The sequence below is a fragment of the Dietzia sp. NPDC055340 genome (assembly GCF_053645335.1).
The window spans coordinates 84,196-99,837 of the sequence record NZ_JBSHML010000013.1 but is presented as its reverse complement, the minus strand read 5'-3'; the positions used below and the strand labels follow the sequence as shown (position 1 = coordinate 99,837).

Genomic DNA, 15,642 nt, shown 5'->3' with positions numbered 1-15,642 from the left:
GGTTCACGTTGCGGGCCCGCCATTCACTTCGGTGAACGGCGGGCCCGCGCGCTTCAGTTCTCGCGGCCGCTGTAACCGTGGGGTCCTTCGCGAGGGCGGGCGTCCGAACGGCAGGATGGCCAAGTGGCTCAGCTCGGCGATATAAGCTACGGCTCACCGACAGTGGGGCAAAGGACAAGCAAAGTCTCAGATTTACCTTGAGGGCGAAGTCTTGCCAAGGGTGTGTTTCGTAACTTGACTTGCGGTTATCTGTGCCGTGAGAGGTCTCCTCCCATGCCAGGGCAGCATGAAGAAAAGGTGATGTAAGTCTGGACGTATGCCTACGTGTGAGTTAGGTTACTCCGCATGCCCGCCTTGTTGCCGCAGTGCACTCCTCGCGCGAAGAGCCGTCGCGGCCCCCTGCTCGTCGCCTCGGCCGCAGTGGTGTCATACTTCGCGGCCGGCTGCATGGCCACCGCCGCACCCAGTGAGTCGGTGCCCGTCGACCGGGAGCGCCAGCAGTACTCCGCTGACGGGGTCGCGTGGGGCGGCGTGGAGTCGATCCCCTGGGACACCACCACGGTTCCCGTTCCCGGCGGCGATCCGAATGCGACCACATTCCATCTTCGGGTCACCGGCGATACGGCTGTCGACGGCGAGGTCTATCTCGGCAACTGGTCCATCGATCGCGGAAGCGCGTGGTTCCGGGTCGACGTCAACGGGGTGCAAGGAGCGGCGCGAATTCTGCCGGTGGCGCAGGCTCTCGGGCCTGGCGTTCTGATGGGTGAGTTCTCGTTGCCTGCTGGTGAGTCCGTGCTGCTGACTCTCAACGTGGGCGTGCCCTTCAGCGAGGTTGAGCAATCGGCTCGCATCACGCCGGACTGGGGGATCACCCTGCAGGAGCGCCCAGGATCCGGCGGCGGTTCCGGCTCCGCCGGCTCGTCGGGCTCGTCCGGAAGTGGCGGTTCTCTCGACTCCGGCTCAATCGGCTTCTCCGGGGGGAGTGGGTCGTCGGGGTCCTCGGGTTCGAGTGGCTCGTCGGGTTCGAGCGGTGGTTTCGGCTCGCTCGGCAGCCCCTCTCTGGGCTTCGGGTAGACGCCCACATCCTGCCCCGGATTCCCCGGGGCTCTTGAACTCGGTCATCAGCGCCAGCTGTTGACCGTCGGCAGACCTGAGTCTGCCCTGTACGAGCGATGAGATGGCCCGTGGCCGGCGACATCGCACCGCTGGTCCGGGCGGATTCGCCGCACGGTACCGATCACCTTGAGGGGGAATCATGAAGAAGAACACCAAGGGGGCTATCGCCCTCGGCGCGGCCGCGCTGCTGTTGGCCGGCGGTGCCGGAACGTATGCGGCGTGGAGTGATGAGGCAACGCTCGATGGCGGTGTCGTGAAATCGGGTCACCTGCGGATCACCGAAGTCGATGGCGGCACGTGGGAGTGGGCTGACGGAGATGACTTCAATCCCTCAAGCGATCTCATCGTTCCGGGCGACGTCGTCCAGTACACGGCCGAGTATCGGCTCGACGTGGCCGGCGATAATCTTGTGGCCAAACTTGCCCCAAACCTTGGCGGTGTGACCGGAGGTCTCAACGACTACCTGAACGTAGATGCCACCTCGAACACAGACGGCATCACGCTCGACAACATCACTCGCGCCGATAATGCCAAGACTGTCTCGGTGACAGTGTCCATCACTTTCGATCCGGAGACCTCAGGCGAGGACGGAATGGATCAGTCCGCCACGCTCGCCGGTTCGACGATCACGCTTGAGCAGACCGCTCCGGCGAGCAACTGATCTGAGCTGATCGACTGATGGCCACTCATCTACGTTGGGCGCTCGCGGCGGCTGCTGTCGCGGGGGTATCCATCTTGTCCGTGCAGCAGACCGGCGCGATGTGGAGCGATTCCGCGGAGACGCCCGGGGCGACCATCAGCTCCGGCCGACTTGACATTGCTGTCGGCACGTCCGAATCCCAGGTGGAGGCGTACTCGTTCACGGGTCTGGAGATGGACGACATGATGAGTGGCGACTTTGTGCAGCGCCCGCTGCACGTGTACAACACCGGCAGTGTCCCCATGCAGTACCGGCTCGTCTCTACTGAGCTCGGCGCGGACCTGCCGTTGAATCTGCGGGTTGCCGCGGTGTCCTCCGAGACCGACTGCCTGGAATCGGGGGATACCGCAGGCAAAGAGCTGTACGCGGGTGAGCTGAAGTCTGCGTTCACCGCGGACCGCGGCCTCGCAGTCGGCGCGTGGGAGATCTTGTGCTTCCGAGTCGAGATGGTCGACGACTCGACCTCCGACGACGAAGGCTCGGCCACCTTCACGTTCCAGGCGACCCAATCATGACTTCGGTCGTGGACCGCCCGGCGGCGGTGGCAGAGGCCGAGTCGGAACGGACCGGCGTGTGGTGGTGGATCCGCACGGTCACGTCCTGTCTGCTTCTGCTGGTGGCGGTGGCGGTGCTGGCCGCACTCGTGGTGGTGCCCCGGCTCGCCGGCGCCACGCCGTACACAGTGCTGACGGGATCGATGGAACCCGCGTTGTCGCCGGGAACGCTGATCGTGGTCAAGCCCGTCCCCGCCACTCAACTTCGCGCGGGTGACGTGATCACCTTCCAGATCGAGTCGGATAACCCGGCGGTAAATACCCACCGCATCACGCAGGTGGTCTACGACTCGGAGGGAACTCCGCGGTTCCAGACCCAGGGCGATGCCAACAATGTCGCCGACAGAGACTTACTGGTTCCCGGGCAGATCCGGGGCAAGTACTGGTACTCGATGCCCTACCTCGGCTATGCCAATAGCGCGTTGACGGGCGACAGTCGTCAGCTACTTCTCGTCGTCGCCATCGGTGGGCTGGGCGCTTACGCGCTGTGGATGTTCGGGTCGAGTGTCGCTGACGCACGGCGCCATCGCAGTGATGCGGCCGATGCGGGATCGGAGAACAACGATGAATCTCTCTGACAGGCGGAGCAGCGCCGAGACGCGGTCCGGGCTGCAGAAGTTCGGCGAGGGACGCGCGTGGGCGTATACCCGCGCCGGGTTGACGCTCGGGATCGTTCTGGGCGCCGGTGCCGTGGGCACCATGGCGGCCTGGTCCGATTCGGCCACGGCAACGAGTGGCACTTTCAGCGCCGGGGAAGTCGAGGTGGTGGACCTCAAGATCAACGGCGATGCTCCGGCCAGCCAGTTCGTCGCTATGAATCGCAGCAGCATGCTCCGTGGCCAGAGTGTGGCTGGAGTCCTCGATGTCCAGAACACGGGCACGGCCGATTTCAACTGGTCGATGTCCGCCCAGGCAACCGGCGCGCAGGAGCTGGTCAAAGTACTTCAGGTTGGCCTGTATGAGGGGCCGGGCAACAACGGATCCACCTGCGAGGGTTCGCAGATCGGGTCGACGGTGGCGATGTCCCCGTCACCGACGCTCGCGACCGAGAAGTTTCTCACGAGTGGAGCTTCCGAGGAAGTCTGTGTGCAGGTGACGGTCGGATCTGATGCCGGGATTGACGCCCGCTTCAAGATCGTCGATCCGACATTCCACTTCGTGGCGGAGGGAGTGTCATGACCGTGATCGAACAGTCGACCATCCCCACTGAAACGTCTCGTACGGACCGACGTCACCGAGTTCGCGAACTGATCCTCAATGTGGGTGCGGTCGTCGGGCTCGTCTGCATCGGGATCGCAGCGGCCTCGATGCTGCTCGGGGTGACCCCACTGGTTTTCCGGTCGGGTTCGATGTCCCCGGAGATCCCGACAGGGTCACTCGCGCTGGCCAGGTCAGTGCCGGCGTCGGAGATCTCCGTCGGTGATGTGGTGAGTGTGGACAACCAGCAGGGTGTCCGCATCACTCACCGCGTGGTCGACCTCGCCCCGGCGCCGGCAGATCACGGCGTCGTGGCCACGCTGCAAGGTGACGCCAACCCGGTCGCGGATGTGTCGCCGTACGTGTTCGGCCAGGCGGATCGGGTGTTCTTCCATGCCCCAGGGCTCGGGTACGCGGTGAGCTGGCTGACCAGCCCGGTCGCGATCTTCCTCGGGGGTGCGCTCGTCGGCGCGGTGGTGGTTCTGGCGGCCGGGTATGGTCCTGCGCCGCGCCGCGCCCGACGACCAGATTATGACGACGACGACAACGTCAGTTCCGAAGCTCAGGAGGGGCACCATGCGTGATCACATGCCGATCAGGACTCGCATGAAGTCGTGGCGTACCGCCGTGGCGGTTGCCGGCGTCGCCGCGATGGCAGTGACGCTGGGACAGTCCGTGTCTACCCTCGCCAATCCAAATGAAGTCGTCTCCACTGATGGCTCCCAGATCGCGACGGGTAACTTCTTCCCGACGCCGCTCCCAGCAACGATCAATTGCGAAAGAGACTATGACTGGAGCGGGAACACAGGAGCGATGATCACATGGTCGACGGCTGGCCCAGGGATGAAGTACCGGGTGCTCATCCTGCGTGACAACGATGAAAGCAAGGTACGCGAAGATTTCTACACCACCGAAACGTCGTATCGGTATCGTTCGAGCGGCGGCACCGCGTCGGATCGCGTGAGAATCTACACCGTCAACATTACAAGCGGGTCAGACGATCCTTTGCGAGTACGGTCATCCGGCTACGTGAGTCATACGACCTACACCTCTTCCAGCGTCCTGACTAGATGTTCCGGTGATCCCCGGTACGACGCACCTAACTCGGACTGGGAGGACACCACCGTGTGGGACCCATCGACGGATGCACCCGCGTCGGCTGGGCGCCAAACTGTGATGGCGGCTCCGCGATCGGCGCCAGCTGCCGAGCTCGATCGGGTTGAAGAAGACCCCGCTGAAGTGAACGCAGAAGCGGGGGAGAGGGAGGTCGGCGAAACTCGGACGTCGGCTGACGAGGCGACTGAGGCAGCCTCACCGTCGTCGACTCCCGCTACCGCTCGGCCGGCCGTTGCCCCGCGCTCCTCCGTGACCGCGGCGCCCAGCCCGTTGGCGTCCACGCGGTCGTCAACCACCGCAAAGTCCACACCGGCACCGACATCGAGCCGCCCGCCGTCATCTGATTCTCCGGCTACGACCACGACGCAGTCGCCGAATAAGTCAGTGCGTCTACCGGGTGGCGGGCAGGCCGAGATCGTCGATGGCGCCAAGCTGGTCGTTTCCGGCACAGGAGCACCCCAGTGTTCGGTTACGGTCCGCAGGGGCTCGACACTTGAGTTGCGTGATGGCGTCCTCGAAGTGGCTGATTCGGTCGAGGCCCGGGCCGTAGATCTGGAGTCGTGCGAGTTGTCCGAGGTCTAGTGCCGTAGGTCGAGCCGCGCTTGCTTAGCCAGCGTAGGCGCGGCTCAATTCCGATGTGCGCCTGACTAGCGACCAATTGGGTGAGCCGGGCGAGGATGCACGTTCACGCAGGACATACCGTCGTTCCGTCTGCCGGGCGGGAAACAACAACGTCCATATGAGAATTTGTTTCTCATCAGAGTTTCGTTATTGTTAGTTGTGTCACACCGTGCGCAGTGTGTCTTCGGCGATCAGCGCCGATCCGCGTTCGGGGGTTCATGAAGACCAGGAGAGGTTCATGAGGAACGAAGTAATTCGCCGGGGGGTAGCCGCAGCGACCGCGATTGCGGGCGCAGCGCTCATTGTGGGCGGCGCAGGGGTCGCGTCAGCGGCGCCGACACCGCCGGCGACCTATCAGGTGGGCGGTGTTGGGTCGCCGTTTAAGATCACACGCACCGTGAGCGAGGCCACGCCGACGTACGGACAAGTTGTCACCGTGAGGACCGAGGTTATGCGCGAATCCGGTGGATATCTCCTCTACCGGGTGCGTGATTTCACTCCAACGTGTTTGGAGTACGTGCCGGATTCGGCACGGTGGCAGGCGACTGGCGGGGATGTCGCGTCTGAAGCAACGGCGGCAGGCGAGTTCTCCAGGACGAGCGAGTATGTGCAGTTCGCCAATGGGGGCGGTGTAACGGCAAGGCCGTTCTGGATGACTGCGGAGTACACGGTGAAGTGTGACGCTACCCAGCCGAACACGGGCCTCAACGCGGGCGGGACTTGGATCAAGCGGGCGCCTGGAGGGAACGATGAACTGGGTAACAGAACCATGGGGCCGCAAATCTCGGTGCAGCGTCTCGGGACTTCGCTCCTGTTTCACCAGCCGGTTAACCCGCAGGTGAACCAGCAGATTACGTTCAATGTCGATGCGAACAACGTCCCGGACAGCTCGGAAGTCGCTTTCACCGCTAACGGGCAGCCCATCGGATCGGGCGCCGTCTCCGCAGGAAAGGCATCGCTTCAGTGGGCGCCGACCGCGGAAGGGGTCACCACCATTCGGGCGACTTTTGCGCAGACTGCGACGCACGGCGGGTCGTCAGCAGAGCGCATGGTTACCGTGTCGCCGGTCAATGAGGACTCGGCCGTTGACGTTGACGTCGCAGGCACACCAAAGGTGGGGCAGACATCGCAGCTCACGGCATCTGTGACTCCCGCAGGCGCGGGTGGAACGGTCGAGTTCCTGGCGAACGGCGAGACGATCGGAGAGAGGGCGGTCCGAGCTGACGGCACCGCGACGATCAATTGGATTCCAGACGCTGCGATTCTCACGACGATTGACGTCAAGTTCTCCGGTAGGCCGGGTGTCAACCCGTCAGCAGGGGCTGCGCCGGCGTTCACTGTCGAGGCAGCCGACCCGGGTGCCCAAGCGACCAGCATGACTCTCGATCCGGTCGCCAGCACTACTGTTGGAGGAAACGTCTCCCTGACAGCGACAGTCAGCCCCACCAATGCCACCGGCAGCGTCACCTTCACAGACGGTGACGCTGTCATTGGTACGGCGATCGTGACGAACGGCGTGGCGACGATCCAGTGGACCCCGGAGGCGGAAGGTGTACGGACAATCCGAGCAGAGTTCGTCCCGTCGGGTAATTTCCACGCTACAGAGGCCAGGACCCAGGCGACTATCACCCCTAAGGTCGTCGACCCAGTCGATCCTGACCCGACCGACCCGACTGATCCGGGTGCAGGAACAGGCAGCCTCGGCTCGCTGACCGACAGCCTCGGTGTCGGGGCTGGGGGCGGCGCCAGCTCGCTCAGCTCGCTCGGCAGCTGACCAGCCAATGACTCGGTGCCCCGTCGTCCGAAGGCGGCGGGGCACCACTATTCGGGTCGCTGCACCGACCCAGTTCGGAAACCCCATGGCAACCGCGACAAAGTGAAGCTTGCGACAGTGTCCCGTCGTGGCTGACTGCCCACGAACGAGTTCCCGCTCCCTGAAAAGGTAGACGCGGCTAGTTTCTCAAGCCAATTTGATGCCGCCAGCGACCATCGGCAGCCAATGAAGTTATGTAGGAGATCCTGATGACCACATTCACCCCGGCTCGGCGGATGATCACCCTGCTCGCCGCGCTCGTGCTCATCGCGACTGTATTCGTCTTAGACCGCGCACCGACAGTGTCGGCTGGTCCGACGCCGCCCGCGACTTACGATGTCGGTGGTGTGGGTTCGCCGTTCAAGATTACACGCACCGTGAGCGAGGCCACGCCGACGTATGGACAAGTTGTCACCGTGAGGACCGAGGTTATGCGCGAATCCGGTGGATATCTCCTCTACCGGGTGCGTGATTTCACTCCAACGTGTTTGGAGTACGTGCCGAGTTCGGCACGGTGGCAGGCGACGGGCGGGGATGTCGCGTCTGAAGCGACGGCGGCAGACGAGTTCTCCAGGACGAGCGAGTATGTGCAGTTCGCCAATGGGGGCGGTGTAACGGCAAAGCCGTTCTGGATAACTGCGGAGTACACGGTGAAGTGTGACGCTACCCAGCCAGGCACGGGGTTGAACACGGGCGGGACTTGGATCAAGCGGGCGCCTGGAGGGAACGATGAACTGGGTAACAAAACCATGGGGCCGCAGATCGCGGTCCAGCAAATCCAATCCGAAGTCGAGCTGACGGCCACGCCCAATTCGGTGTCGGTCGGCGAACCGGTTTCGCTTGCGGCTGGCACGTCAGGTATTCCTGACGGACACGAGCTCGAGCTCTTGGTCAATGGCACCCCATCCGGGACCACAACCGTCAACGCCGGGTCAGCCTCGTTCTCAGACTGGACACCGACGGCGACAGGCGACTTCACACTCGCTGCTCGCTACGCGGGATCCACGAACGTCGCGGGGAGCACATCCCAGGACGTGACCGTGCATGTCGGCAAGATCGCGACGAGAGTTAACCTCGAGGTCGGCTCACCTGCGCATACCGGCAGCGCAATCCCGCTCACGGCCACCACGACCGGCATTCCGGACGGACAGCCAGTCGAGTTTGTCGTCAACGGCGACGTGCAGGGCGTCGCCGACGTCGCTGGCGGTACCGCAACCTATACAGGCTGGATTCCAGAGCGCACGGGGGATTACCCGGTGGAGGCGCGGTTCGTAGCCACAGACACTCACGCCTTCTCGACATCCGGCACACGGATGGTGAGCGTTGCCACCCCGAAGCAGCAGACGTCCACCGCACTCGCCGTGTACCCGGCGCCGGTTGCCGGAGAAGTCTCACAACTCATAGCTACCGTCCACGAGGGCAACGACGGCGACACGGTCGACTTCACTCATTACGGCACCCAGATCGGAGAAGGCACCGTCGTCGACGGTGTGGCCACCGCCGACTGGGACGTCCCGATCGAACTCGCGGGTCAGGATTACAGCATCGTGGCCCGTTACCGAGGATCTGAAGGGTACGCGCCTTCATCTTCGACGCCTGTCACCGGCACCGTAGGCAAGTCCCTGACGCACGTCTCAACGGTCGAAGCAACCGTCCACGGAGAGGTCAATTCCCAGGTGCGACTCTCGGCCACCATTACAGGCGCGGCGGATGGCGGTGAGGTCGTATTTCGCGATGCCACCGACGCGGAACTCTGTTCGGTGACCAAGGGCTCGGGAGCCACCGCGTCGTGCTTCTGGACCCCGACTGCAATCGGCGCCTACGAGATCACCGCCCACTACATGGGAACCGAATCCGCCGCAGCAGCATCGTCGGCTGCGCCTACCGCGGTCACCATTGGTACGGCCGCCTCGTCGATCGAACTTTCCGGGCCGGGTTCGGTCAAGCCAGGTCAGGCCGCAGAGCTGACCATAACCACGGTCGGCATCGCTGACGGGCAACAGATCGGCATCATGGTCGGTACCAACACGGTCGACACCGTCACAGTCAACGGTGATCAGGCCATGTACGAGTGGACTCCGGCCGAGGCTGGCGCCTACGTGATCAAGGCCGTGTACGAGGGGTCGGAAACGGTCTCGCCGTCCGAGTCCGATGAGCTGACTATTACAGTGGACGCCTCCGCCACGCAGACTTCGCGGGTGAGCGCCTCGACCGCGGCGATTGCCGGCCAGCCGGTCACTCTGTCGGCCACGGTCACCGACGGGACCGGGGGTGCCACGGTCGAGTTCCGCGACGGCGAAGCCCTGCTGTGTGAGGGGATCCTCAAAGTTGACGGCACCGTTGAATGCGACTGGACCCCGCTCTCAGTCGGAACGGTCAACGTCATCGCCTACTACCCGGGCGATGCCGCCACAGTTCCGTCGAAGTCGCCGAGGGGCACCACCGTGGCGGTAGACAAGGCAGCATCGACCGTATCGCTCGACGCAACGAGCCCAGTAGGTGTGGGAGGCGAGGTGACGTTCACCGTCACCACCACCGGGATCGCCGACGGCGACACCATCGACATCACGGTTGGTGACACTGTGATCGGCTCGCCCACTGTTACAGACAACCAAGCGAAGTACACCTGGACCGCGCCGGCGACCGCCGGAACGGTCACGGCTGTCGCCGGATACGCGGGCACGGACTTCGTCGCAGCATCCGAGTCCACGCCGGTGACCATCGATGTCACCGCCGCGGGCACGACAACCTCAGATGTCACGGCTTCGCCAAACGCGAGCGTCGGTCAGGAGGTCGTGCTGTCGGCCACGGTTGCCGGCGGCACGCCGGGTGTCGCTGTCGAGTTCCGCAATGGCGATAGCGAGCTGTGCACCGGCACGCTCGCCGCTGACGGCACCGTTGAGTGCAACTGGACCCCGGCGGCTGCCGGAACGGTCAACGTCACGGCCCATTATCAGGGCGACGACGCCACGTCCGCATCGCAGTCGGCGAACGCCACGACCATCGCCGTGGGCACGGCCGCGTCGTCGGTCTCGCTCACCGGCCCGGGTTCAGTGCAGCCGGGTCAAGCGACGGAACTGTCGATCAACGCCATCGGAATTGCTGACGGGCAGCAGATCGACATTGTCGTCGACGGCACCACGGTCGACGCTGTCACCGTTATCAGCGGAGAGGCCGCGTATTCATGGACTCCGGTCGAGGTCGGCACGTATGTGATCAAGGCCGTGTACGGGGGATCGGAGACGGTCTCACCGGCCGAGTCCGACGAGCTCACCATCACGGTCGACGCCGCGGCGACTCAGACTTCTCTGGTGACCGCCTCGGCGGACCCGACGGTGGGGGAGCCGGTCACGCTTTCTGCGACGGTCACTGGGGGGTCCGAGAACTCTCTGGTCGAGTTCCGGGACGGATCGACCTTCCTGTGCTCGGCCAGACTGACTGACGATGGCGCCGCGACGTGTGACTGGACGCCGACCGAGGCAGGCGCCATCAACGTGACCGCCTACTATGCCGGCGACGCCACCACGCACCATTCGCAGTCGCCGACGGCAACAGCGATCGCAGTGGCGGAGGCGCCCGACACCGAGGCGCCCGCAGCGCCCACCGGGGTCACGGTGTCGCCGCAGCCGGCGACGGTCGGGGAGACGGTCACGGTCACGGGCTCGGCCGAGGCGGACTCGACCGTGTCGGTGAAGGTCGGCGGCGAGGAGGTCTGCGAGATCACGGCGACCGACGGCACCTTCACGTGCACCTTCACCGCGACCGAGGAGATGGACGGCCAGCAGGTGACGGTCACCGCCACCGACGAGGCCGGCAACACCTCCACGGCCGCCGACGGCGGGGCGCTCGAGGTCCAGCCCGAGGCCGTCGACCCGACCGAGCCGATCATCACCCTGACCCCGGCCCAGCCGGTGGCGGGGGAGAAGGCCGAGATCGAGATCACCGGTGACGCGGGCGAGGAGGTCGTGATCGTCTCCGGCGACCGCGAGCTCTGCCGCGTCACTCTCGACGAGGACGGCACCGCCACCTGCGAGTGGACGCCGGACGCAGAAGGCCAGGTCGTCCTGACGGTCACAGTCGGGGACCAGACCGTCGAGAAGACGGTCACCGTCCGGCCCGCCGACGACGATGGTGATGACGGCGACGAAGGCGGCGACGACAACGACGGCTCCGGCTCGCTCGACTCCGGCTCCCTCGGCAGCCTCATCGGCGGAACCGGCGGAACGAGTGGATCGCTCGGGTCACTGAGCTCGCTCGGCGGCTGACACCGCGCATTCCCGGGGGCCCGCCTTCTCATCCAGAGGAGGTGGGCCCTCGTCGTCGTCGCCTCCTGCCCCACCGCGCGAGAACAGGTTCTACCCTGGGGGCATGGCCACCACACCCACCGCCCGCGACCTCACTCTCGCCCAGATTCTCGAGCGGCAGCAGCAGGCGTTCCTCGCCGACCCGCAGCCCAGCGCCAAGATCCGCCGCGACCGCATCTCGAGGCTCAAGCGGCTCGTCCTAGACAATGCCGCCGAGCTCACTGAGGCGATGCGCGAGGACTACGGCTCCCGCCCAGAGACGCTGTCGACGCTCACCGACATCGCGTCCTCGATGCCGGATCTGGACCACCAGCGCAAGAACGTCAAGAAGTGGATGAAGCCCACCCGTATCTCCCGCGCACTCGACAAGCTGGGCTTCCAGCAGGAGGTCCGGCACGACCCCAAGGGCGTGGTGGGGATCATCGGGCCCTGGAACTTCCCGCTCTACCTCACGATCGTCCCGGCCGGGTCCGCGCTGGCCGCCGGCAACCGCGTGATGATCCGGCCCTCCTCCGTAACTGCCCGCACCACCGAGGTGCTGTGCAGACGGGCGCCCGACTACTTCTCCGTGGACGAGCTGGCCATCGCCGGCCCCGAACACGGCCGCGGCGCCGACTTCTCCAAGCTCGCCTACGACCACCTGTTCTTCACCGGCTCACCGGGCGTGGGCAAGTCCGTCGCCAAGGACGCCGCCGAGAACCTCACCCCGGTGACGCTCGAGCTTGGCGGCAAGAACCCGGTGGTCGTGGACACCTCCGCCGATGTCGAGCGGGCGGCGCGCAACATCGCCTCGGCTCGCCTGGTCAACGGTGGTCAGGTCTGCATGTGTCCCGACTATGTGTTTGTGCACGATGACCAGTACGACGCGTTCTGCGACACCGTTCTCGACCAGTGGCGTCGCACCCTGCCGGCGATCGTCGGCAACCCGGACTACACGGCCACGGTCAACACCTCGAACTACGAGCGGATCGTCGGGCTGGTGGACGACGCCGTGGCCAAGGGTGCGACCAAGCGGGACGCGACGCCGACGGGGGAGCGGTTGCCGGACGCGCTCACCCGGAAGATCGCGCCCACCCTGCTCACCGGGGTGACGCCCGAGATGGACATCGACTCCGACGAGGTGTTCGGCCCCGTCCTCACCGTGTTCCGCTACTCGAGCATCGACGAGGCCATCCGGTACATCAACGACCGGCCCAGCCCGCTCGTCCTGTACTGGTACGGCGAGAAGAACGAGCGGTTCGAGACGGTGGCCGACCGCACCCGCTCCGGCAACATCTACGGCAACGACTTCGGCATCGGCATGGTCTCCTCCGCCATCCCGTTCGGCGGCGTCGGGAACTCCGGCATGGGCTCGTACCACGGCCATTACGGTTTCCGGACCTTCACGCACGAGCGGGCCGTGGCTCTGCACTCGTTCGACTACTCCGCCGCCGATTTCATGGTGCCGCCGTTCGGGCCGGACAAGAAGAAGCAGGCGTCGATGTACTTCGGCGCGATGAAGCTGCGGACGCGGCTCAAGCTCTGAGGCGCTCGAGCTTCGAGGGGCGGGGTTGCCCAGTGGGCGGCCCCGCCCCGCCCCAGCTGCAAGACAGGGCGCCCCGGTTGCCCGACATCCTGGTCGAAAAGTTCGCTGGATTTCGCAACTGTGGTCAGGCAGCTGCGGGGTGATGTCTTGCAACTGGGGGAGGGGGTGGGCTACTCCCCCCGGAACTCGGCCTTGCGCTTCTCGGCGAAAGCCCGCGGGCCCTCCTTGGCGTCGGCGGAGGCGAACACGCGGCCGCCCACCTCGGCGTCGATCGTGAAGGCCTCCTCCTCGTGCATGCCCTCGGTGCGGCGGATGGTCTCGATCATCCCCTGCACCGCGAGCGGCCCGTTGGCGGCGATCAGCTCGGCGATCTCCAGGGCCTTGTCCAGCGCGGAGCCGTCGTCCACCACGTGGCCGATCAGCCCGAAGCGCTCGGCCTCCTCGGCGGTCAGGTGGCGGCCCGTCATGAGGACCTCCATCGCGACGGTGTACGGGATCTGGCGCACGAGCCGAACCGCCGAACCACCGAGCGGGTACAGCCCCCAGCGGGCCTCAGAGACGCCGAACTTCGCCGAGCGTCCGGCCACCCGGATGTCGGTGCCCTGCAGGATCTCGGTGCCGCCCGCGATGGCCGGGCCCTCGACCGCGGCGATGAGCGGCTTGCTCAGCCGGCGGCCCTTGAGCAGCGCGGGGAGCTTCGTCAGATCCCAGCCGCCGCCGGCGAACTTGTCGCCCGGGGCCTCCTTGTTCATGGCCTTGAGATCGGCACCGGCACAGAAGAAACCGCCCGCGCCGGTGAGGATGCACGCGCGGATCTCGGGGTCGGAATCCACGAGATCCCATGCGGCCTCCATGCCCCGCATCATCGGCCCGGACAGGGCGTTGCGGGCCTCCGGCCGGTTCATGGTGACGATCAGGACGTGACCGCGCCGCTCGGTGAGCAGGTGCTGGTCCTCGGGCGTGACGGCGCTGGTCAACGGAGCCTCCTGGGAAAACTGGTCGAAGTGAGATTCAAGTAACACTCACCACGGGACGGTAACACGTTCTAGTTTGGAGGCATGGCTTACACCATCGGAGATCTTGTCGAGCACAGCGTCGATCGCGTGCCGGACCGCGAGGTCCTGGTCCAAGGTGACCGGGTCCTGACTTTCCGCGAACTGGAGGGCCGCGCCAACCGCCTCGCCCACCACCTCCGCTCGGTCGGCGTGGGCCCCGAGGGGAAGGTCGCGGTCTACAGCCGCAACACCATCGAGGCCGTCGAGGCGATGGTCGCGATCTTCAAGCTGCGGGCGGTCATGGTCAACGTCAACTTCCGCTACGTCGCGACCGAACTCGAGTATCTGCTGAACAACTCGGACAGCGTTGTCGTCGTCGTCGAACGTCGCTACACCGCCACCCTCGCCGAGGCCCTCCCGCAGACGCCGGGCGTCACCCACGTCGTGGTGGTCGAGGACGGCACCGACGGCCCCGACCCGCAGGTCCCCGCCGGCGTCACCGTCTCCCACTACGAGGACGCGCTGGCCGCCCAGTCCGCCGAGCGAGACTTCGGCGAGCGCTCGAACGACGACCTCTACATGCTCTACACCGGCGGGACCACCGGCTTCCCCAAGGGCGTCGTGTGGCGGCAGGAGGACGTGTTCATGGTCCTCGGCGGCGGCATCAACTTCCTCACCGGCGAGAAGGTCGCCGACGAATGGGAGCTCGCCAACAAGGCCGTCGACGACGGTGTCCTGGTCCGCGCCGCCCTCCCGCCGCTCATCCACGGCGGCGCCCAGTGGGCCATCCTCATGGCCCTGTTCGCCGGCCACACCAGCGTGCTCGTCCCCGAGTTCGACGCCGAGGCCGTGTGGCAGACCGTCACCGACCGCAAGGTCAACCTCATGTTCATCACCGGCGACGCCATGGCCCGCCCCATGATCGAGGCCTGGGACCCCGAGAAGTACGACGCCTCGAGCCTGCTCTACATCGGCTCGTCCGCGGCCCTGCTCTCGCCCTCGGTCAAGGACCAGTTCGTCGACGCGTTCCCCCACCTCATGCTCTCCGACGCGATCGGCTCCTCCGAGACCGGATTCTCCGGCCTGTCCACCGCGGAAAAGGGCAAGAACCACACCGGTGGGCCGCGCGTGATGATCGACAGTGAGACCACCGTGTTGGACGACGACGGCAACGAGGTCCAGCCGGGTTCCGGGATCATCGGCAAGGTGGCCCGTACCGGGCACATCCCGCTGGGCTACTACAAGGACGAGGCCAAGACCGCGGAGACCTTCCGGACGTATAACGGCAAGCGCTACTCCATCCCCGGCGACGACGCCCGCGTCGAAGAGGACGGCACCGTCACCATGCTCGGCCGCGGCTCGGTGTCGATCAACACCGGCGGCGAGAAGGTGCACCCCGAAGAGGTCGAGGCCGCGCTCAAGACCCACCCGGACGTGTACGACGCGCTCGTGATCGGCGTGCCGCACGAGCGGATGGGTCAGCAGGTCGCCGCCGTACTGCAGACCCGGGACGGCGTGTGCCCGCCGATCGAGGAACTCAACGAGTACGCCCGCAAGGAGATCGCCCGCTACAAGTGTCCCCGCGCACTGTGGGTCGAAACCACCGTCAAGCGCAATCCCGCCGGCAAGCCCGACTACCGCTGGGCCGCGGAGATCGCCGCGTCCCGCCCCGCAGACGACAGCCAGGAGATCAGCAAGTGA

Annotated in this window: 12 protein-coding genes; 11 read left to right on the top strand and 1 reads right to left on the bottom strand. The window is 65.6% G+C overall.

Translation table 11 applies throughout. The annotated features are described in order from the left end of the window. Positions 1-345: 345 nt before the first annotated feature. From ACWIFB_RS11385 to ACWIFB_RS11340, 10 genes are all read left to right on the top strand, one after another. Positions 346-1,074, top strand: a complete 729-nt coding sequence (locus ACWIFB_RS11385) for a hypothetical protein (RefSeq protein ID WP_454058304.1) — start codon at positions 346-348, stop codon at positions 1,072-1,074. 181 nt (positions 1,075-1,255) lie between these two features. Then, entirely contained in the window at positions 1,256-1,777 is a 522-nt protein-coding gene (locus ACWIFB_RS11380; RefSeq protein ID WP_454058303.1) for an alternate-type signal peptide domain-containing protein, read from the top strand. Positions 1,778-1,794: 17 nt separating this feature from the next. Continuing rightward, a complete protein-coding gene (locus tag ACWIFB_RS11375; protein WP_454058302.1) occupies positions 1,795-2,331 on the top strand; it encodes a hypothetical protein in 537 nt (178 codons plus the stop codon). Beyond that, positions 2,328-2,948, top strand: coding sequence for a signal peptidase I (locus ACWIFB_RS11370; RefSeq protein ID WP_454058301.1), 621 nt, complete (start codon positions 2,328-2,330; stop codon positions 2,946-2,948). The genes ACWIFB_RS11375 and ACWIFB_RS11370 overlap by 4 nt, the downstream gene beginning before the upstream one ends. Further along, positions 2,875-3,549 carry a SipW-dependent-type signal peptide-containing protein gene (locus ACWIFB_RS11365; protein ID WP_454058300.1) on the top strand — a complete coding sequence of 225 codons (675 nt, stop codon included), beginning with the start codon at positions 2,875-2,877 and terminating at the stop codon, positions 3,547-3,549. Before ACWIFB_RS11370 ends, ACWIFB_RS11365 begins: the two co-directional genes overlap by 74 nt. Continuing rightward, positions 3,546-4,151, top strand: a complete 606-nt coding sequence (locus tag ACWIFB_RS11360; RefSeq protein ID WP_454058299.1) for a signal peptidase I — start codon at positions 3,546-3,548, stop codon at positions 4,149-4,151. The genes ACWIFB_RS11365 and ACWIFB_RS11360 overlap by 4 nt, the downstream gene beginning before the upstream one ends. After that, positions 4,144-5,265, top strand: coding sequence for a hypothetical protein (locus ACWIFB_RS11355; RefSeq protein WP_454058298.1), 1,122 nt, complete (start codon positions 4,144-4,146; stop codon positions 5,263-5,265). Before ACWIFB_RS11360 ends, ACWIFB_RS11355 begins: the two co-directional genes overlap by 8 nt. 490 nt (positions 5,266-5,755) lie before the next feature. Continuing rightward, positions 5,756-7,078: an Ig-like domain-containing protein gene (locus ACWIFB_RS11350; RefSeq protein ID WP_454058297.1), complete on the top strand. Its 1,323-nt coding sequence runs from the start codon at positions 5,756-5,758 to the stop codon at positions 7,076-7,078. 248 nt (positions 7,079-7,326) lie between these two features. Beyond that, positions 7,327-11,382 (top strand): Ig-like domain repeat protein, encoded by a 4,056-nt coding sequence (locus tag ACWIFB_RS11345; protein ID WP_454058296.1) that lies wholly within the window; start codon positions 7,327-7,329, stop codon positions 11,380-11,382. A gap of 103 nt (positions 11,383-11,485) precedes the next feature. After that, positions 11,486-12,946 carry an aldehyde dehydrogenase family protein gene (locus tag ACWIFB_RS11340; RefSeq protein ID WP_454058295.1) on the top strand — a complete coding sequence of 487 codons (1,461 nt, stop codon included), beginning with the start codon at positions 11,486-11,488 and terminating at the stop codon, positions 12,944-12,946. A gap of 170 nt (positions 12,947-13,116) precedes the next feature. Here ACWIFB_RS11340 and ACWIFB_RS11335 read toward each other — a convergent pair whose 3' ends face one another. Then, on the bottom strand, positions 13,117-13,923 hold the full coding sequence (locus ACWIFB_RS11335; protein ID WP_454058294.1) for a crotonase/enoyl-CoA hydratase family protein: 807 nt from the start codon (positions 13,921-13,923) through the stop codon (positions 13,117-13,119). 81 nt (positions 13,924-14,004) lie between these two features. Here ACWIFB_RS11335 and ACWIFB_RS11330 point away from each other — a divergent pair, with 81 nt between their 5' ends. Next, positions 14,005-15,642 carry an acyl-CoA synthetase gene (locus ACWIFB_RS11330; protein WP_454058293.1) on the top strand — a complete coding sequence of 546 codons (1,638 nt, stop codon included), beginning with the start codon at positions 14,005-14,007 and terminating at the stop codon, positions 15,640-15,642.